The organism is Paenibacillus plantiphilus (genome assembly GCF_927798095.1).
In the GTDB taxonomy this organism is placed as follows: domain Bacteria; phylum Bacillota; class Bacilli; order Paenibacillales; family Paenibacillaceae; genus Paenibacillus_Z; species Paenibacillus_Z plantiphilus.
This window is the reverse complement of the sequence record NZ_CAKMMF010000001.1, coordinates 193,875-211,985: the sequence shown is the minus strand read 5'-3', so window position 1 is coordinate 211,985 and position 18,111 is coordinate 193,875. Positions and strand designations below refer to the sequence as shown.

The 18,111-nt window shown below is 50.2% G+C and carries 20 protein-coding genes; 10 read left to right on the top strand and 10 right to left on the bottom strand.

From position 1 onward, the window contains the following. Positions 1 to 6 precede the first annotated feature (6 nt). The 4 genes from L6H65_RS00900 to L6H65_RS00885 all read left to right on the top strand — a co-directional run bounded on the left by L6H65_RS00900 (position 7) and on the right by L6H65_RS00885 (position 4,084). Positions 7 to 1,296 (top strand): extracellular solute-binding protein, encoded by a 1,290-nt coding sequence (locus tag L6H65_RS00900; RefSeq protein ID WP_236338382.1) that lies wholly within the window; start codon positions 7 to 9, stop codon positions 1,294 to 1,296. Between the two features lie 69 nt (positions 1,297 to 1,365). After that, a complete protein-coding gene (locus L6H65_RS00895) occupies positions 1,366 to 2,235 on the top strand; it encodes a carbohydrate ABC transporter permease (RefSeq protein WP_236338381.1) in 870 nt (289 codons plus the stop codon). A gap of 13 nt (positions 2,236 to 2,248) precedes the next feature. Then, complete coding sequence (locus L6H65_RS00890; RefSeq protein WP_236338379.1) at positions 2,249 to 3,076, top strand: carbohydrate ABC transporter permease; 828 nt, start codon at positions 2,249 to 2,251, stop codon at positions 3,074 to 3,076. Positions 3,077 to 3,496: 420 nt separating this feature from the next. Then, positions 3,497 to 4,084 (top strand): hypothetical protein, encoded by a 588-nt coding sequence (locus L6H65_RS00885; protein ID WP_236338377.1) that lies wholly within the window; start codon positions 3,497 to 3,499, stop codon positions 4,082 to 4,084. A gap of 851 nt (positions 4,085 to 4,935) precedes the next feature. Here L6H65_RS00885 and L6H65_RS00880 read toward each other — a convergent pair. Genes L6H65_RS00880 through L6H65_RS00870 form a run of 3 tightly spaced genes read right to left on the bottom strand, consistent with a single transcriptional unit; the run spans position 4,936 to position 6,393 of the window. Further along, positions 4,936 to 5,307, bottom strand: coding sequence for an EamA family transporter (locus L6H65_RS00880; RefSeq protein WP_236338375.1), 372 nt, complete (start codon positions 5,305 to 5,307; stop codon positions 4,936 to 4,938). Continuing rightward, positions 5,304 to 5,666, bottom strand: a complete 363-nt coding sequence (locus L6H65_RS00875; protein ID WP_236338531.1) for a DUF2304 domain-containing protein — start codon at positions 5,664 to 5,666, stop codon at positions 5,304 to 5,306. The genes L6H65_RS00880 and L6H65_RS00875 overlap by 4 nt, the downstream gene beginning before the upstream one ends. A gap of 16 nt (positions 5,667 to 5,682) precedes the next feature. Continuing rightward, positions 5,683 to 6,393, bottom strand: a complete 711-nt coding sequence (locus tag L6H65_RS00870) for a glycosyltransferase family 2 protein (RefSeq protein ID WP_236338374.1) — start codon at positions 6,391 to 6,393, stop codon at positions 5,683 to 5,685. A 114-nt stretch (positions 6,394 to 6,507) separates the two neighbouring features. Here L6H65_RS00870 and L6H65_RS00865 point away from each other — a divergent pair, with 114 nt between their 5' ends. Continuing rightward, positions 6,508 to 7,791 carry an ArnT family glycosyltransferase gene (locus L6H65_RS00865; RefSeq protein WP_236338373.1) on the top strand — a complete coding sequence of 428 codons (1,284 nt, stop codon included), beginning with the start codon at positions 6,508 to 6,510 and terminating at the stop codon, positions 7,789 to 7,791. 64 nt (positions 7,792 to 7,855) lie between these two features. Here the strand turns inward: L6H65_RS00865 and L6H65_RS00860 are convergent, their stop codons facing one another. Beyond that, positions 7,856 to 8,077 (bottom strand): hypothetical protein, encoded by a 222-nt coding sequence (locus L6H65_RS00860; protein ID WP_236338372.1) that lies wholly within the window; start codon positions 8,075 to 8,077, stop codon positions 7,856 to 7,858. A gap of 155 nt (positions 8,078 to 8,232) precedes the next feature. Here L6H65_RS00860 and L6H65_RS00855 point away from each other — a divergent pair, with 155 nt between their 5' ends. Both L6H65_RS00855 and L6H65_RS00850 read left to right on the top strand, forming a co-directional pair. Next, positions 8,233 to 8,697 (top strand): GNAT family N-acetyltransferase, encoded by a 465-nt coding sequence (locus tag L6H65_RS00855; RefSeq protein WP_236338371.1) that lies wholly within the window; start codon positions 8,233 to 8,235, stop codon positions 8,695 to 8,697. A gap of 365 nt (positions 8,698 to 9,062) precedes the next feature. Next, the gene (locus L6H65_RS00850) at positions 9,063 to 9,659 is read left to right on the top strand and encodes a hypothetical protein (RefSeq protein ID WP_236338370.1); all 597 of its coding nucleotides are present in this window, start codon (positions 9,063 to 9,065) and stop codon (positions 9,657 to 9,659) included. A 207-nt stretch (positions 9,660 to 9,866) separates the two neighbouring features. On the opposite strand, the gene L6H65_RS00845 is transcribed toward L6H65_RS00850, so the two are convergent. The 5 genes from L6H65_RS00845 to mnmL all read right to left on the bottom strand — a co-directional run bounded on the left by L6H65_RS00845 (position 9,867) and on the right by mnmL (position 15,461). Then, on the bottom strand, positions 9,867 to 11,096 hold the full coding sequence (locus L6H65_RS00845) for an ankyrin repeat domain-containing protein (protein WP_236338369.1): 1,230 nt from the start codon (positions 11,094 to 11,096) through the stop codon (positions 9,867 to 9,869). A gap of 223 nt (positions 11,097 to 11,319) precedes the next feature. Next, entirely contained in the window at positions 11,320 to 12,288 is a 969-nt protein-coding gene (locus tag L6H65_RS00840; RefSeq protein ID WP_236338368.1) for a type I phosphomannose isomerase catalytic subunit, read from the bottom strand. 170 nt (positions 12,289 to 12,458) lie between these two features. After that, positions 12,459 to 12,851: a VOC family protein gene (locus tag L6H65_RS00835; protein WP_236338367.1), complete on the bottom strand. Its 393-nt coding sequence runs from the start codon at positions 12,849 to 12,851 to the stop codon at positions 12,459 to 12,461. 857 nt (positions 12,852 to 13,708) lie between these two features. Then, positions 13,709 to 14,491: a class I SAM-dependent methyltransferase gene (locus L6H65_RS00830; RefSeq protein WP_236338365.1), complete on the bottom strand. Its 783-nt coding sequence runs from the start codon at positions 14,489 to 14,491 to the stop codon at positions 13,709 to 13,711. A gap of 1 nt (position 14,492) precedes the next feature. Next, on the bottom strand, positions 14,493 to 15,461 hold the full coding sequence (gene mnmL, locus L6H65_RS00825; RefSeq protein WP_236338363.1) for a tRNA modification radical SAM protein MnmL/YtqA: 969 nt from the start codon (positions 15,459 to 15,461) through the stop codon (positions 14,493 to 14,495). Between the two features lie 151 nt (positions 15,462 to 15,612). Between mnmL and L6H65_RS00820 the strand changes: the two genes are divergently transcribed. The 3 genes from L6H65_RS00820 (at position 15,613) to trmB (ending at position 17,087) form a co-directional block, all read left to right on the top strand. Continuing rightward, complete coding sequence (locus L6H65_RS00820; protein WP_236338361.1) at positions 15,613 to 15,840, top strand: hypothetical protein; 228 nt, start codon at positions 15,613 to 15,615, stop codon at positions 15,838 to 15,840. A gap of 114 nt (positions 15,841 to 15,954) precedes the next feature. Then, the gene (locus L6H65_RS00815; protein ID WP_236338359.1) at positions 15,955 to 16,158 is read left to right on the top strand and encodes a hypothetical protein; all 204 of its coding nucleotides are present in this window, start codon (positions 15,955 to 15,957) and stop codon (positions 16,156 to 16,158) included. Between the two features lie 146 nt (positions 16,159 to 16,304). Next, a complete protein-coding gene (gene trmB, locus L6H65_RS00810) occupies positions 16,305 to 17,087 on the top strand; it encodes a tRNA (guanosine(46)-N7)-methyltransferase TrmB (protein WP_236338357.1) in 783 nt (260 codons plus the stop codon). Here trmB and L6H65_RS00805 read toward each other — a convergent pair. After that, positions 17,018 to 17,563, bottom strand: a complete 546-nt coding sequence (locus tag L6H65_RS00805) for a phosphatase PAP2 family protein (protein ID WP_236338355.1) — start codon at positions 17,561 to 17,563, stop codon at positions 17,018 to 17,020. The genes trmB and L6H65_RS00805 overlap by 70 nt on opposite strands. Between the last annotated feature and the right edge of the window lie 548 nt (positions 17,564 to 18,111).

Below are 18,111 nucleotides of genomic sequence, written 5' to 3'. Positions count from 1 at the left end.
CCCTCTATGACGATAAAAAAGTCTATTCCAGGCGCGATTGCTCTTCTGCTCATCCTTTCCTTGCTTGCGGCATGCGGATCAGGGTCTAACAGCAATACGAGCGGCAATGCTGAAGGAAAAGGTGATAAGCCGGCCAAGGAGACGACGCTTACGTTCTGGCATCATTACAGCACGGCTTCTCCGGAAGAAAAGACGTTGACCGAACAGCTCATTCCGCAATTCGAGGCTGCAAACCCCGGAATTAAAGTGAAAGCGGTTGCGTATCCGTGGGATCAGCTTCATAAGAAGCTGCAGATCGGCAGCAGCAGCAGCGAGATGCCGGATGTAGCCCGACTGGATATTATTTGGGTTCCAGAGTTTCAGAAGCAGGGGCTGTTAGTTGCACTCGATGAGAAGTTCGCGGATTTCGACGAGACAGCGAAGGAGCTTCTGGAAGGACCGTTGTCAACGGGCAAGATCGGTGATCATTATTATGGTCTTCCGCTTAACACGAATACGAAGGTCATGTTCTGGAACGAGTCGATGCTGAAGGCGAGCGGCCTTGACAAGGCGCCGGAAACGGCCGATGAGTTCTTCACAGCGATCGCAGGGGTTAAAGCCCAATCTGACAGAGCTTGGGGCTTCGGCGAGCCGGCTCTGCAAGGGTGGAATATCCTTCCTTGGATCTGGAGCAACGGCGGTGATGTGCTGTCTCCTGCGATGGATACAGCTCAAGGCTATTTGAACAGCTCGGCCACGATAGAAATTTTGACGAAGCTGAGAGCCGCTATACAAGCTGGGCAAATTGCCGGATTCAAGCCTGGGGATGTTCCTGTTACGGAAGGACATGCGCAAGGAAGCTACGCGATGATGGCGGAAGGACCGTGGGCATTTGCCCAGTTCGAATCGCAATTCCCTGACTTCAAAGCTGCTGCCGCATCCTTTCCCAAAGGATCAGCAGGCTCTGTCCAAGTATTGGGCGGAGAGGATCTGGGCATTTTCAGTAAGGACAAGCAAGAGGAATCATGGAAATTCGTGAAGTTTCTTACATCGGAAGCGGCTCAGGTCAGCATGGGCAAGGTGGGCCAAATTCCTGTCAATCTCAAAGCCATGGAGAACAGCGAGATTAAGAGTATTGCATATTTCGCACCGTTTCTTGAGCAATTAAAAACATCGAAGGCACGTCCGCCGGTGGCGGCATGGCCGCAGATTGATACCGTCATTAATGATACGATGTCGGCGATCTTCATGACCGATCGGGATATTCAAGGCGAGCTGGATAAAGCTGCAGACCAAATCGATGCCTTGCTCAAATAATAACAGCAGCAGAAGAAGCGCTTCGCGTAAGTTAACGGCGGGCGCTTCTCCTCTAAGGAGTTACATCATATGAACAAAAAAGGCGGGCTTGCCGGGTATTTGTTTGCTGCACCCGGATTTCTGTTCTTCTCATTTTTCCTCGTGTATCCGCTGCTGCGGAATTTCATGTTCAGCTTCTATGACTTCAAGCTGACGAATCTGAACGAGATGACGTTTATCGGGTTTGGGAACTATTTGCATGTATTTCAGGATTCGGTGTTCTGGATTTCATTGCGCAATATTATCATCTACGGGGTTATTTCTGTTCCGGGACAGATGATTCTGGGTTTCCTTGTTGCATATGCCCTTCATCAGAACCGCAGGGGCGTTACTGCTTATCGGGTGTTCTATTTCTTGCCGGTCATTACATCATGGGTCGTTGCTTCCTTGATTTTTAAATTCGTGTTTACAGACCAAGGGCTGTTGAATTATATCATTACGGACGCGCTTCACTTGACCAGCACAACGATAAGCTGGCTCAGCGATCCGATGAAGGCGCTGCTTGTCATCAGCTTTCTCGGAATATGGAAGGGCGTTGGATGGGTCATGGTCATCTATTTGGCCGCCCTGCAGGGCGTACCGAAGGAATTATATGAAGCGGCATCCCTGGATGGCTGCAACGGCTGGCAGAAAATCCGCTATATTACTCTGCCGGCTGTCCGTTCGACAACGCTGTTTATCCAGCTCATGCTTATCATTGGCGCATTCAACGTCTTCACATCCGTCTATCTGGTCACGAACGGCGGACCTATGCACGAGACCGAGGTCATGCTGACATGGATGTATCAGAAGGCTTTCACCGAATATGATCTTGGATATGCATCAGCGCTTTCCTATGTGTTCGCCGTCCTGATCGCCTGCTTGACATTCATTCAATTCCGATTAAACAAAAGGGACTAAGGAGGCGGATAGGATGCGAACGTTATGGAAATCGATCATTCTGTATGGTTTGCTGACAGCGGGCGCTGTGCTATCGGTGTATCCGCTTATCTATATGCTATTGACGGCATTCAAGCCGATGACCTTGCTGTTCGAGTTCCCGCCTAAGCTCATTCCTTCCGAGCTGACATGGGACAATTTCGCAGAGGCATGGGCCAGCCAGAACTTCTCTATTTATATGTTCAACAGCGTTATCGTCACGATAGCGAGCTTCATTCTTATATTTGCACTGTCCGCGATGCTGGCGTTCTCCTTCTCACGGTTTCAATTTCGCGGGAAACGAATGGTCTTCGGCATTCTGATGGGCAGTCTGGTCATACCGAGTCTGACGCTTATTATTCCACAGTTCATGCTCATTCGCGATTTGGGATTGTTCGACTCGCATTGGGGCTTGATTACGGTTTATGCGGCTGGAGGGATTCCATTCACGACCTTCCTGCTAAAAGGTTTCTTCGACTCCATCTCGCGCGATATCGACGAATCGGTGGAGATGGATGGGGGCAGTGCATTCAAGCTCTTCACTGCAATTATTTTGCCATTGTCCAAGCCGGCTTTCGTACCGGCAACGATATTCAATGCGCTGGTCATATGGGAAGAATTCCCTTGGGCGCTGACGATCATTAACGATCCGTTGAAACGGACGCTGCCGATCGCGCTCGCCAACTTTCAAGGCCAATATACAACACAATGGGGAATCGTGTTTGCAGGCTCATTAATTGCGATTGTGCCAATTATTGTGTTGTTTGTCCTGCTGCAGCGTTATTTCGTCGCAGGGATAACGGCTGGGGCGGTCAAGGGCTAGATGGATTGAGACCAGAGTGCTGGATATGTATGGCTAGTTACATCGTTGTTGTTCATCACTTTGCATACTGGATTAAGCTGGTGCTCCTTTTGAATAAGGGACACCAGCTTTTTAACGTTGGAGCTTGGTTTTGTTGATTTCATAGGCGTGCTGGCAGTCCGCGATATTTATGCTCATAAAGTACAATGTTCATCAGCATCGGATCAGCATGACAAAATGAACGTTGTTCCTCATAATGTAGGTATGCGATATAGAAAGTAACTTCTGGCTCCCTTTCATTCCAGGAGGAGACGTCAAAGACGTCAAAGACGTCATGAGAGTTTAGATCTTTTGTGGCAGGTTGCTATATGGTCTGTCACATGCAAAGGTCCGGTTCGTTTTTTGAAGCTAAGCATTACGATCAGGTGGAGGGATTGGAAATTGCTTTTTAAAAATCATATTTTGAATGGGATCGCTCGCGGTACTATTTCGGTGGCGTTCCGACGATGGAAGCGGGCTAATATAAAGAAGGGGAGCCAGCTGCACACCGCAGTTGGGTTGATTGAGATCAAGTCGATTGCCATCGTTGCTGACATTGACATAACCGAATCGGACGCGATAATTGCTGGATGCTCCACTCGTGAAGAACTGTTCAAGGAAATCAATTCCTTTAGCGACGAGGGAGACATCTATCGTATTGAAGTGGCTCGTATCGGGGCCGATCCGCGAGAAGTGCTGCGGGAACGGGACATCATGACGGAAGAAGAATTGCTGGCATTGCTTACTCGGCTCGAACGATTGGACAAAGCGAGCTCTCGCGGTCCTTGGACCACCGATTTTCTGTGTCTTATCGACAAGCATCCCGGTGTAAGAGCGATGGAGCTAGCAGCAGCAATCGGCTGGGAAACCGAGAAATTAAAGCTGAATGTGCGCAAACTGAAAAACCTTGGCCTGACTATAAGTCTGGGGACTGGTTACAAAATATCGCCGCGAGGAAAAACGGTCATTGCCAGACTTGCTCCCAACTAAAGCCGACAATGGAGGCCTGATGTACTGTCCAATAGAGGAGGCCGCAGAACCTGCCACGGCTGTTGCCGTAAGACTGAAAAACAGTGTTACAGCACGAAAAAGTGGGATGAGGAGAGCTGTAAGCATGAAAAATCGTCTTACAACTGGTAAGATGCTGTAGAAAGTGCCATGGCTGTTGCCGTAAGACTGAAAAACAGTGTTACAGCACGAAAAAGTGGAATGAGGAGAGCTGTAAGCTTGAAAAATCGTCTTACAGCCGGCAAGATGCCGTAGAAAGTGCCATGGCTGTTGCCGTAAGACTGAAAAACAGTGTTACAGCACGAAAAAGTGGAATGAGGAGAGCTGTAAGCTTGAGAAACCGTCTTACAGCCGGCAAGATGCTGTAGAAAGTGCCATAGCTGTTGCCGTAAAGCTGAATGCGATAGCCGATAGCGAGTAAGCGGTGTGAAGGAAGGTAAGGTGTTGGTACCTTGAAACGCATATGTGACCGAGCACCGCGTGCGCGATGGCACCGCGAGCCGGAAGGATGCATCGGGTTTCGGGGTTGATTTACTTCACTCGGGAAGCACAGTAATCCAACCTGAAAACTTTGTTTACTTTGGCCGCCGTCGTCATGCAACGCCGCACCGCGCAAAGGGATCTACGCACTGGGAGCTGCGCACTGGGAGCTAAGCACCGGGATCTAAGCACCGGGATCTAAGCACCGGGATCTAAGCACCGGGATCTAAGCACTGGGAGCTAAGCACTAGGCACCGCGCGCGGTGCGAGCTGTCGGCGATCGTGAAGATAGTTGCTGTGCTGCTGCTGTACTGTGAACAGCTCCATTCATTGTTGCCTGAAGCGTTCTCCCGTTAAGCGTAGCGTGCCGACAAACCGATGCAGGCAACTCCGCCGAGAATGAGCAGGCAGCCGATAATCTTCAATGCAGACAATGATTCATCGAATATGTAATAGGCGCCGAAGATGGAGATAATATAAGCCAGACTTTGGATCGGATACGCGAGGCTGAGATCGACCTTGGACACAATATAGAGCCACAGTACGGTTGCGAAGCCATAAATCAACAGCCCTCCGATAATATAGGGCGAGATCATCAGCTCAATAATTGTTCGCAGGCTGTCGAACGCTTTGCCCCGCTGCATCAGGCCGTATTTCCATAGAAATTGACCTGTCACAAGCATGAGCGTATTGGCTACAATAAGCCCGAATTGCAATAAACTCACTTGCTTTCACGTCCCTCTGTTTGTTTCTGCAAATCGAGCACCTTCTTCTCCAGCACAGCGAATTCCTGTGTGAGCGTCTTGATGCGGTCGGCCTGCTTGGAGAGGCTGATTGTCTGCCTGACCAGCAGGCCCAGTATGAAAATAATAGTTATGAGAAAAACGAAGGTCGGCATATACGCAATGCCAATCCATAGGGCGAACCGGTTAAGCAGCGGGATGCATAGTGCCGCTATAACGCCTGCAGCAGCAGTTACGAGCCACAGAAAGGCATAACGGTCCTTCAGTTTGTGCGTCACTGTGAATTGAACGATGAGCGCAAGGAAAAGCACGGTAACAATAATTGCGACATACTGATTCATCAACGATTATCCTCCATTACGAGAAGCTCTTGCGTATGAGCGAGAACATCGTAACCTTCATCATATAATAGATCGATTTGGACCAGTTGATCGAGGAGGACCCGCCTTGGCGATTGCGCATCTCGACACTGATTTCCTTTAATTTGCATCCGCGCTTGGATAAGCTGACCAGCACCTCGACCTCTGGATAATCGGTGGGGTACGACTTGGAGAACTGCTCGATCGTTGAACGATTCACAATGCGGAAGCCAGAGGTAGGGTCGTAGATTCGAACCCCTGTAAGCATACGGACCAGCCAGTGGAAATAGAGGATGCCGCTTCGGCGCAGCGCGCTTCCCCGATAGCTGCTTAGCTCTACGAATCGCGAGCCGATGACCATATCGCAGCGGCTTGCCTTGATCTCATCCACCAGCTTGGCGATATCCTCTGGACGGTGCTGCCCATCTGCATCGAGCTGAATGGCATATAGATAGCCGTTCTGATCCGCATATTTGTAGCCGCTCTGCATCGAGCCTCCGATGCCGAGATTTACAGCGTGGCGCAGAGAAGGATAGCCTTCTCTCTTTATAATATCCGGCGTACGGTCCTTGGAGCCATCGTCAACGACGACGAAGTCATACGGTGTATGCCGCTTGAGCTCGCTAATCGTGCGGAGGAGCGTAGCCTCCTCATTGTATGCTGGAATAATGACAAGTATTTCGCTGCTTCGTTGTTGAATCATGTCCATGTGCCCTCTTTTCAATACCTTCATTGAAGCCATTTGCTTTCTAGGCAACCTTATATAGTATAATAGAAAACGTTGCTTGATAGAATACCTGTAATATGGAAGGGAGTTTTCCTGTTGTTTTCATTAAAATCTGAGACGCCTGCTGTACGTAAGACACTGTTTATCGTCATGGCGGCTGTTCTTCTCGTCAATGTGATCGTTGTATTATGGCTGGGTGATCATTTCCTGCTCGGTTCTTATGATAAACGGAATAACGACGATGTCAAATATGTTCATGCGGCGCAGATGCTGAATGAAACGAAAACGCTTGTCTACAACAGCGGAGATCGGCCTACAAATTATATTATGCCGACGATTCCTGTCATGCTGAGCGGCTTTACGGCCTTGTTCGAACGCGATACAGCGGTTATGGGCTTCCGGCTTATGCAGTGCCTTATGCAGACCCTCTCTGTATACCTCCTGTTTGTGATTGCGAGGGCGGTATTCAATAGCAAGGTTGCCATTACGGCCGCGATCATCAGCGCATTTTATATACCTGACCTGTTCGCGTCAGGGGCGATTCTAACAGAATCGACGTTTAAATTGATCTTTTTGTTGCTGCTTTGCAGCACGATTCATGCTTTTCGCCAAAAAACCGTCTCCGCCTATGTGCTGGTCGGCATTATGCTGGGCCTCTCCTGCTATATTAAACCTCAAAGCGCATTATTTCCAATCTGCCTGTTCATCATGTGGCTGGTCCAGAAGTACAGCTGGAAGGACATTGTGAAATTCACGGCGATTGTCGGCGTGTGCAGCATGCTGCTGCTGACGCCTTGGTGGGTGCGCAACTATCAGGCATTCGATGAATTTATTCCGTTCACGAAGTCAACAGGCAACCCGATGCTGCTGGGTGCGCTGATCAAGCGCGCGATGCCTCCCCAGGGGTTCTTTGAACAATACCCGGGCGAGTATAAGGATGGCAAGCTGTTCGTCGGCAGCGACAGCGCTGAGCTGCGGACTGCGAAGCGAGTGATCGCTTACGGCTTCCAGCACCATACGCTGGATTACACCTATTGGTTCACGGTGGGCAAAAGCATTCAATTGTTCGAAGCGCCGTTCTACTCGCGTCCGGTTCCGGGACTGCCCAGACCATTAATTAATGTGGAGCACTGGATCTATGTGCTTGTCGGATTTGCCGGTATTGTCGTTACTGCGTTTCAAAAGCGTGTTAGGCAATCGCTGCCGATTCTGCTGCCATTCCTGTACTTCTGGTTCATCCATCTGCCATTCATAACCTTTGCAAGATATGGTTATCCGCTTATGAGCATTCTGATTATATTCGCTGCGGTGGCAGTTGTAGCGATTATGGATCGGCGCTCGAAGATACGGACTGGCGATAGGTTGCTTCGGGAGCGATAGTCCTCTGAGGTGGTTTGCTCTTAAAATTGTAAAATGGCGATGGCCTTGGTGCGGCCATCGCCATCTATTTAACCTCTTTTACAGTTGCATTTGTTATAGTGAAATTTGCCCCCTCATATTCAATTTTTTGAGGTTTCTCACCTGTCAATTTTACTTTGACAACCAAGTCAGCTGTGTCGGTAAGTTGTTCAAAAGTATTAAACTCTTCGGATACATCCAAGTTGCCATAGCTAACTGTCGTGTTAGCAGGTTTTATAGAGCCGCTGCGCTGTTCCTCATTATTCACTGAGCCACACCCGCTGAGAAGAAGAATCAGCATTGCTGAATATGTGTACTCGTTGCCCCGACACGAATGACAAACTTCGGCTTTCTGCTTATACTTGTTAAACGAACGGGAAACGAGAGAAAAGAAGTTTTATCCACGAGAGAGGGGAATGCTTATTGCTGCAGAGATACATTAGATCAGACCAGGATCAATTGGAAGAGTTTATGGAAACTATGTATGTTTCCAGAGGATATGACTTTGATCCTGAAGGGTCGCATTCAGATATTAGAAGTATTGAACTTCTATATTTTAAGACTGGAGGCGGATTCTGGTTATTGAAGGAAGGACAGAGCGTTATTGGGACTATTGGTTTAAAGGGTATTGATTCTGAAAACAGAATTGGTGAAATAAAGAGGTTCTTCGTCTTACCTGAACATCAAGATAAGGGTTACGGCAAAAGCATGATGAGCCAAATAATAGCATTTGCAAGACAAGCTGGATTAATAAAGCTGAGGTTGGACACTAAGAAACAATCTTATAAAGCGTTGTCAGTGTTTCGAAGTTTTGGCTTTTATGAGATACCAAAATACAATGATAATGATATTGCTGAAATATTTATGGAATTATCCATTGTGTCATAACGATTTCAATCAATATACGTTCAGCTAACGGGTACGATAGCTCAATAAGCACCTCTTCAACGAGGCGGATTTCTTATCGTGAAAATCAACATCAGAATTTAATATAGCCTTAATAAAAGGTGGTTTAGTACATGATGGCTCGGATAAAGATTCATGAATCGACCGCCAATTGAACGGCATGCAGCCGTGCAACCATTTACTAGCATTCCTCGTCAATCAGGGTACATGATTACAAAGGATGTGTGCCTATGCGACGATATTATACCATTATACTGACAGTGTGTGCCTTATTGACTGTCGTTTCTTGTTCCAGCAATGGAATTCCGTTGATTGGGAAAAATTGTCCGGACGCAGAAGTTGAATATATGAATGCGTTTAAATATAACGGGATTACGTACAGTGAGCTGTATGACAGTGATCTCTCCAAGGTGGAGAAGGGGGCGCGGATCGGCGCGATCGGCTACATGCTGTCCGGCAATGCCTGTTCGGATTATGAAATGAAGGATGGGGACGCCACGCTCATGGCAGCCGGTACAGAGCTGTTCCAGGTGAAGGGCTACAAGCAGCAATTCCGCATTTTAGCCGACAATAAATTGTTTCAGGTGTCGCAAAATTCATCGGTATCCACCGTAAAGGACTTATACGATATAGACGGCAGAATTGCGTCTGTGCGCTTCGAAAGCGGCATAGACGGGTCGCCGATGAACGCTTTTACACCTGAAGCGGCTGCTCTCTTTGCCAAGGAGTACATGAAGCTGACGCTTGAGGATGAAACGACACTGCACAAACAAACAAAAAGCCTAAGTGGAGGCAGCTACTTTATGCGTGTCATCCTTAATGACGGCACCTCGTTTCGCGTCCTTTATTGGATGAAGCATGATGTTATCAGTCCAGGCGCCTATGCCACCGACAAGCTTAAGAAAGTTGTGGCCGAGCAGCGTGAGCTGCTCTATACGAACTAATGAAGCCGCAAGCTGCAGCCTAAGCAGGCGGCAGCAGTCCTATACGAAATGGACTAAGCCCCCGCATATAGGATGAAAAAGATGCTTCCATCCTCACTTTTATAGTGGTTTTGGAGGCATCTTTTCACATCATTTGGGACTCGCGAATTGGATATTGGACTTTTCGGACAGCCCCATTTCATACAACAGCCTGCATGGCATGGCCCATTAGACGCTGCCATAGATTTGGTGCAGCAGGAAAATCTCGCTCAGCGACTTATGGCCCTTCGTTACAGAGTAGTCAGGCTGACCCTTGTTCAAGAGTGAATAATCGGAACAGGTGCGTCCGTGATGATCCTTGGCATTGATATCGGCCCCAGCGCGGAGCAGGGCCAGCCCGATATCCGCGATGTTGCATTGAGCCGCTATATGCAGCGCTGTCTGGCCATCGAACGTCCTTGCATAGTTGACATTGGCTCCTCTTCTAATCAACTCCTGCACAACAGGAAGAGAATTGGCGAGAGTGGCTTTAATAAGCGCCGTATGATTGGTGATTGGATCCTCATAATCCAGATCGGCTCCATGCCCGCTTAATTGGCTGACGCCTTCGACATGTCCTCTATTGGCAGCGAGCAGCAGCTCTGTTGAATAATTGCGGTCATCCGCATATTTTCGCAGCAGCTCAATAATGGCTTTAAGCTCGGGGTCAGGCTCATTCTTCTTCTCATAGGCTAATTTCAACGCGTATTCCAATGCGCTCAAATTTCCCTCCATCGAATGAATCGTAATATGCGGGTCAGCCCCGGCCTTCAGCAGCATCTCAACGATCTGCACTGATTTCTTCTGAATGGCGCTCGTGAGCGGCGAGAAGTCGAAAGGGGGTTCGCTTGCCTTGTAGTTCAATTCCGGACCATTCTCCAGAAAAAAGGCGACCATCTCCGGATTATTGGCATCTACCGCATAAAATAATGATGATTTCACAGCATGCGCGCCATTATCCAGCAGAAATTTGACCATCTCGGTGTTGTTGTGACTTATGGCTGTCTCCAGCGGCGTCGAATGGATATATTTCCGATCCACTCTAATTCGCGGCAGCAGGCTCTTCGCTTTCTCGATATTTCCGTCCTCGATTGCCTGGTTGAAGTAAGCTGGAAGAGGATTGTAATTGTCGTAGGTTTCTCTCTGGAAATCGTAGAACGGCTCACCGCGCTTTGCTTCGAGATATTGGACCAGCAGGGAGCTGTGCTTCTGAATTTCGTAGTGTTCGATTTGATTCAGCAGCACACTGTGCTCAGCGTAATAGGGAGGGGAATCGAAAAACCGTACTTGCGCGCGTCTGCGGTCAGAGCTGATCGTTCGAATATATCCAATACGTCCGACCAATGGAAAGTTGTCCTCGTTGCTGTCGGGTTTTTGCTTCTTGGCAATAATGATGACGATATCTCTGAAGTTGAACATGGCTGCCGATGTCTCCTGTCGATGTGAGTTGCAAGCTGATAGCGGAATAGAGTCAGAACGACGGTATCGCGCACAGCTCCCGGCGCGATACCGTCGTTCTGCATGTCGGCGGTCGAACAGCCGCAATGACGCGCAGCTCCCAGCGCGCGGTGTGGCGTTGCATGACGGCGGTCGACAAATGACCATTATTCTGACTCTATATGGTTTGAGCTGTCCGCTGCTTCTAAGGGATTATGCTGCGCAGAACGGTCATGCTTCCATCTAATGTGTAGCCGCCAAGGCTGGCTGGCAGCAGGAAGCAGTCGCCGGCTTTGGCGGCTTGCTCGCCGTCATTCCAGCCAATGGTTCCTGAGCCTTCGGCAATGACGAGAATAACGAAGCTCTCCGGTGTTGTCGAGAGCTGCCAGGGAGCGCGTACAAGACCCTTTTCGACGATAAAATAAGGCGATTCCGCAATCGTGAGCCATTCATTGGCGCCGATGCCGTCAGTCTTCATGCGCTTGGCGCCTGCGCCCTCATAAGCGGTAACATTCAGCGAATCCTCCACATGCAGCTCTCTGGGCTTGCCGTCAAGTCCCGGGCGGTTATAATCGAACACGCGGTAGGTCGTATCGGAATTTTGTTGAATTTCGGCAACGACGACGCCTGCGCACAGCGCATGAACAGTTCCCGCAGGAATGTAGAAGGCATCGCCCGCTTCTACTGGCACTTCCTGCAGGCAGTCCATTACGCGGCCTTCCTCAATAGCTGCGGCTAATGCGGCGCGATCGATGCCGTCCTTCAGACCGTAGATGATTCGCGCGCCCGGCTTGGCATCGAGAATATACCACATTTCCGTCTTGCCAAGCTCTCCGTCCGGCAGCCCTTCATAGGCATCCGTGGGATGCACCTGAATAGAAAGATCATCGTTGCAATCGAGCAATTTAATCAGAAGCGGGAATCGTCCATTGCGCTCCGAGAAGCCGTGCGTTCCGAAAAACTCGCGACCGTATTTCACGCGTATGTCGTCCAGGCCAAGTCCTGCCAGCTCGCCATTAATGACCTTCGTCGTACCATTTGGATGGTCGCCGATCATCCAACCCTCGCCGATGGCCCCCTCCGGAAGCTGCAGCCCGAATTCCTCAAGCGCACGTCCGCCCCATATGCGTTCTTTCATCTCTGCCTGAAATTGAAGTGGATATGGCTGTATCAATATGATCGCTCCTTATAAGTTGGTTTGAAAGATATAGATGTTGGATATGAGCTATAAAATAAACATTTCTGCTGCTTCCCTCGGTTTGCATGTACGCGTCATGGGACATCCAGCCGGAGGGGTAAATAAGGTCGCATTGTGCTGCGAAATGATGGCGTACGCGGTAAAGATTATTTTGCCGCAGGCTGGAACATCTCAAGATACTCCCCATCTGGACCGTAGAAGAAAAAATATCGGCTGCCGTTTGGCAATGTTGTAATCTCCGTATCTTTAAGGGGGACCCCGAGTTCCGTGATGCGCTCGAATTCGGCCTCTACATCATCTACCGTAAATGCGATGTGATGCACTTTGCCTTCAGCCGGCAGTGAATGGTTGTAGCCTTCTATCAACTCAACCTCAGTCTCGCTGCTATCAGCCGCTGCCAGAAAGGCGAGGCGAATAACACCATTCGTATGTACCATCGTGCCCAGATGGCGAAATCCGATAATCTCGGTGTAGAAGGAGATCGATTTCTCCAAATCAGCTACCATAATTCCCACATGCTCAAGCTTGCGAACAGCCATGGTCATAGACCTCCTGAAATAATTAATTTAGTCGGATGATTAAATGAACAAACAGGCAGCTGCATCATCGATTGCTTCGAGCGGGAGAAACCGCTTTACAGCTCCAACCCAGCCCATCTGAGCGCACAAGCCCCGTCTGTAAAACGGAAAAACCTGCTTACAGCGCGCCAAACTAACATCATTACTAGCTGTAAGCGGGAGAAAGAGACTGTCGATTAATTCGTTTACAAAAATAGTTGAGCTTCAAAAATCGATTTCCGGTGAGAAAAACCCCACCTTTCACCCCAAAAAGTCGATATAAACGCTTTTGAAAGGCGAATTTCAATCGATTTCAGTGAATGGTTTGAAATGTAAACAGTTAATCGACTGTCTCAGAAACCGCTTTACAGCTTCAACCCAGCCCATATGAGCGCACAAGCCCCGTCTGTAAAACGGAAAAACCCGCTTACAGCGCGTCAAACCAGCATCATCGCAGGCTGTAAGCGGGAGAAATCGCTTTACAGCTTCAACTCAGCCCATCTGAGCGCACAAGACCCGTCTGTAAAACGGAAAAACCCGCTTACAGCGCGTCAAACCAGTATCATCGCTGGCTGTAAGCGGGAGAAATCGGCTTCCAGCCCCAACCCAGCCCATCTGAGCGCACAAGCGCCGTCTGTAAAACGGAAAAACCCGCTTACAGCGCGTCAAACCAGCATCATTGCAGGCTGTAAGCGGGAGAAACCGCTTTACAGCTCCAATCCAGCCCATCTGAGCGCACAAGCCCCGTCTGTAAAACGGAAAAACCCGCTTACAGCGCGTCAACCCAGCATCATCGCAGGCTGTAAGCGGGAAAAACCCGCTTTCAGATGTTTACGGCTTTATTTCTTCTCGACTGCAATGAGATAAGGAGAATCGGGTTTCTGGGCCATTCGGTAAAGAACGGCTTGCGCTGTTAGTTGAGGCAGAGCAGATGCCCAGTTTTCGACGGATGCTGCTTCCAGCTCGCCGCCAACATGCCCCGGATAAACGACTATCGTTATAATGCCGCCCGGGCGAAGCAGTGTCAACGCGGCATCCAATGCTGCCAGTGTGGAATCCGTCTTGGTTATAACGGCGGGATCCGCATCCGCTCCCGGCAAATAGCCGAGATTGAACATGACCGCAGCAGCTTTGGACGAATGTTGGGCAGCCGCATACTCCGCCCGCGAGCCATTCGCAGCAGCCACGTCCCCAGCGGCCGCCCACGACAGGCTCTCGGCCGCTAATGACTCCGCCAACCGCGCGGCCTCAGCCCCAGCTGGCCCCACCAGCCTCGGCCCCATCAGCCTTGAGCCCGAGGCCGCAGGCGGCGCGACCATCGCGGCCATCACCCCCTGCGGCGGCATGGCAACGTAGGCCGCCATCGCCGCGTGGCTGTCCTGCACAAGGTGCAGTAGCGGCAGCTTGCCTGCGGCCGCAAGCGGAGCGAGCCGCTCGCTGGTGCGCTGCAGTGCTTGCGCCTGGATGTCAAAGGCGTACACCGTGCCGCGAGCGCCTACGAGCTCAGCGAGAAAGCGCGTGTCGACACCGTTGCCGCAGGTAGCGTCGACAACGGTGTCGCCTGGCGATACCCGCTCCACGATCAACTTGTGAGCCATGCTCAGCACAGATAGAAAACCCATCCTACTGCGCCTCCCACAGTCGGCCTTGCCATGTCTCGCGGGTACGCAGCGCGCTGTCTATCGCGTTGAGCACCTCCCATTTCTTGAGGCTCCACATCGGGCCGATGAGCAGATCGCGCGGCGCATCGCCAGTCAATCGGTGGACGATCATGTCTGGCGGCAGTATTTCGAGCGTATCGACGATCAGCTCAATGTATTCGTCCTGCTCCAGAAACCGAAGCAAACCGGCCTCGTACTGCTTGACCATCGGTGTTTTGCGCATGAGATGGAGGAGGTGGATCTTGATCCCCTGCACGTCCATCGCTGCGACGGCTTTGCCGGTAGCCAGCATCATTTCGTGGGTTTCCTGAGGCAGGCCGTAAATGATATGGGCGCAGACACGGATTCCGCGCGCGCGCAGCCTTGCCACTGCATCCAGATAGCATTGCGTATCATGGGCGCGGTTAATGAGCTTCGAGGTCGATTCATGAATCGTCTGAAGCCCCATCTCCACCCACAGGTATGTGCGCTCGTTCAGCTCGGCCAAATAGTCGATAACATCGTCTGGCAAGCAATCCGGTCTGGTCGCAATTGCCAATCCGACAACGCCGGGCTGCTGCAGTACAACCTCGTAATATTCCCGAAGCTCATCAACTGGGGCATAAGTATTCGTATAAGCTTGAAAATAGCCGATATACTGCGCCGCAGGCCATTTCTGATGCTGGCGGTCCCTTATCGTATTGAATTGTGTTACGAGATCATTCCTGCGGCTTCCGGCAAAATCACCCGACCCGCGCGCACTGCAGAATGTGCAGCCGCCAGTGGCGATAGAGCCGTCGCGATTCGGGCAGGTGAACCCGGCATCCAGCATCACCTTGAACACTTTGCCGCCGAATTGTTCCCGCATTTCAACATTCCAGGTATGAAATCTTTTGTCGCCCCAAAGCTGCGGCTCAAGGTGGAGTCCGGCTTGCTTTGCTTGTGTATGCATATGTTGTGCTCCTCTTGCGATATCATTCGGTTCTTGTCCGCATTGATTCGCAGGCTATACTGTCCTGTCTCTCGTTCAACCTATTAAGTAGGGTGTCAGAACGTTATCGTCTGGTTAAATATAATTGTAACGAAAAACCCGGCGAAACGCTATGCCGCATAACAATATGCTGCAGTTCGGACGGATTGAAGGCGACGGCGCGCCCCGGCGGCTTCAAGCGCGGGAGATGGCGCTGCAAATGCAGCGAAACACCGCGTGCCCGGAGCTGCGCGCAATGCGGCATGATCACAGTCGAACGATTAAAACAGGCGCTGATAGCTGGGAATTTACCAAACTTTATTTTCGAAAATCGCTTGCTAAACCTAACATGATGTGTTAAATTAAAAGTGCGACAGATCAACATTTTCTTTCATTTTACTACTCATCACTCCCTTGTCATAGTAAGTCGGTTTTCTGGAAATAATGGTACAATTAAACCGTGAGGTGATGTGAAATGAACACACAGGTAAAAATTCCGCATGGGGACGAGAAAGTAACCGTGGAGCTAACGAGAAAAGAAATGATGGCGCTGGCCGGTATTCGCTTTCATGGCAATCACAACATTGAAGTGTCGGCTCGCAAGAAATTGAACGAAATGCTCGAAGGCAAGAGTGATTCCAGCAATGGACAGGGCATTCCGCGTCAGTTGCTTAACTAAGACAGTATACCAGCAACCTTTCAAGCCGGATGGGGCATCAACGCCTTTCGGCTTTTTATTTTGCCCAAATCTATGGACAGGCTTTACATTCCCGTCGATGTTAGGCACAATAGGGACTAGTTTATTAATGGAGGAATTGATCGATTATGCGTCTTAGAGGAAGAAAAGGAATACGTGAAAGTTTGGAGGCTCAGCCTGAGCTTGTCGTGCTGGATGCGGCGCCGATCAAAGGTCGCTGGCGTGAGTTTTTTGGCAATGATCATCCGATTTATGTGGAGCTGGGCATGGGTAAAGGCCGCTTCATCAGTGATATGAGCGTACGCAACCCGGACATCAACTTCATCGGGGTGGATATGTATGATGAGCTGATTCGCCGGGCTAGCGAGAAGGCGCGGAATGCATGGGCGGAGAAGGGGGTTGAAGAGCCGCCGAATCTGGCGCTGCTGCGTGCTAATATCGAGGGCATTGAAGCGATGTTTGCGCCTGGCGAGATTGATCGCATCCATCTGAATTTCAGCGATCCGTGGCCGAAGAGCAAGCATGCCCGCAGAAGATTGACCCATCCGCGGTTTGTGGAGAAATATATTGAAATTCTGAATGAAACCGGTCAGATTCATTTCAAAACGGATTCACAATCGCTGTTTGAGTTCTCCCTTAACAGCTTCGCGGATATGGAGCTGCATATGCGGAACATCTCCCTGCATCTGCACAAGGACAGTCTGCGCGACGATCTCGTGCTGACCGAATATGAAGCGAAGTTTGTCGAGCGGGGGAACAATATTTATCGCGTGGAGGTTGTGATTGGTGAACGGGCGATTGCCGCTCATCGCGAAGCGAAGCAGGAAGCTCAGAAGAGGGATCAGGAGAGCGCTACGAGCGCGGAAGTCAATGACCCAAGCAGTGCGCCTGCTGCAACATCGGAAGGGTAATGCAAGCCTAGATACATGCGGGACCATGCCACGGACAAGCCAATGACGAGCGCGACAGGAAGCAGAAGCGAGAGCGAGGCGGCATCGACGAGCAGCCAAGGCGTCAGCCAAGCGAAGATCGCTGTCGTATGACCGGAAGGAAACGACGAGTCGCGCAGCGGGTTGCGGCATGTATGCACATCGGGCAGCGCCTGATAGGGGCGCAGCCGGCGGAAGTTTCGTTTAACAATCGCAACGGGAATATGACTTATTGCAACAGCTGCGGCACACTGCCAGCCGGCTGATTGCCAAGGCTCAGGGGCAAGAATGGCGCATAGCAGGGCGGTAACGAGCGTAAAGGTGGCGCCGCCCATATGCGTAACCATACCCAGCCAGCCTCCAAGCCACGCATCGACGACAGGCCTGGCAGTTCTCCGGTTCACCCACAGCAGCATCCTCTGTTCATTAATAAGCAGCCAGAACATCATCCGATTCATATTTGTGCCCCCTTATTACAATCATTCACCTGTCTTTTTTTATCCAGAAGTTATAAGCGACCTTCTCAAAGTTATATCTTTCATTGTAGAGGCTCTTTGTTCTCGCCATGTCAACGGTATACGAATGGTATGTGAATAATTCCTTCCACCTGTTTTGAAAAAGGGTCTTCGGGCGCAGCGGGCAGGAGAGGGGCTGTTTGCCATGGCGATTGGCGCGGCTTATGTCGTTCTCGTGAGCAGTGAACTCACCTCATTGCAGGGCGCAACGCCACTTGCCCGATATTTGCCGTTTTACAATCGCCATTGGATGGTTAAGATGTTAGAGAGATATGGTTTTCATCCGTTAGGGCGGCGTTAAGCGCATTCACCTTCACGAAACCGTCACAGCGCCAGGCAAGAAGAGTGAAACTTTTCGTTGTTCCATATCGTTATTGATGTTATAACGTTATTTTTTCGTAAATGGGTGAAAATGAGAGCGAAACGATGGAAAAACTATGTTTCAAAGCTGCTTTTGCGTCAAGCACGCTGTTTTTAACGCTTTCCTGCCT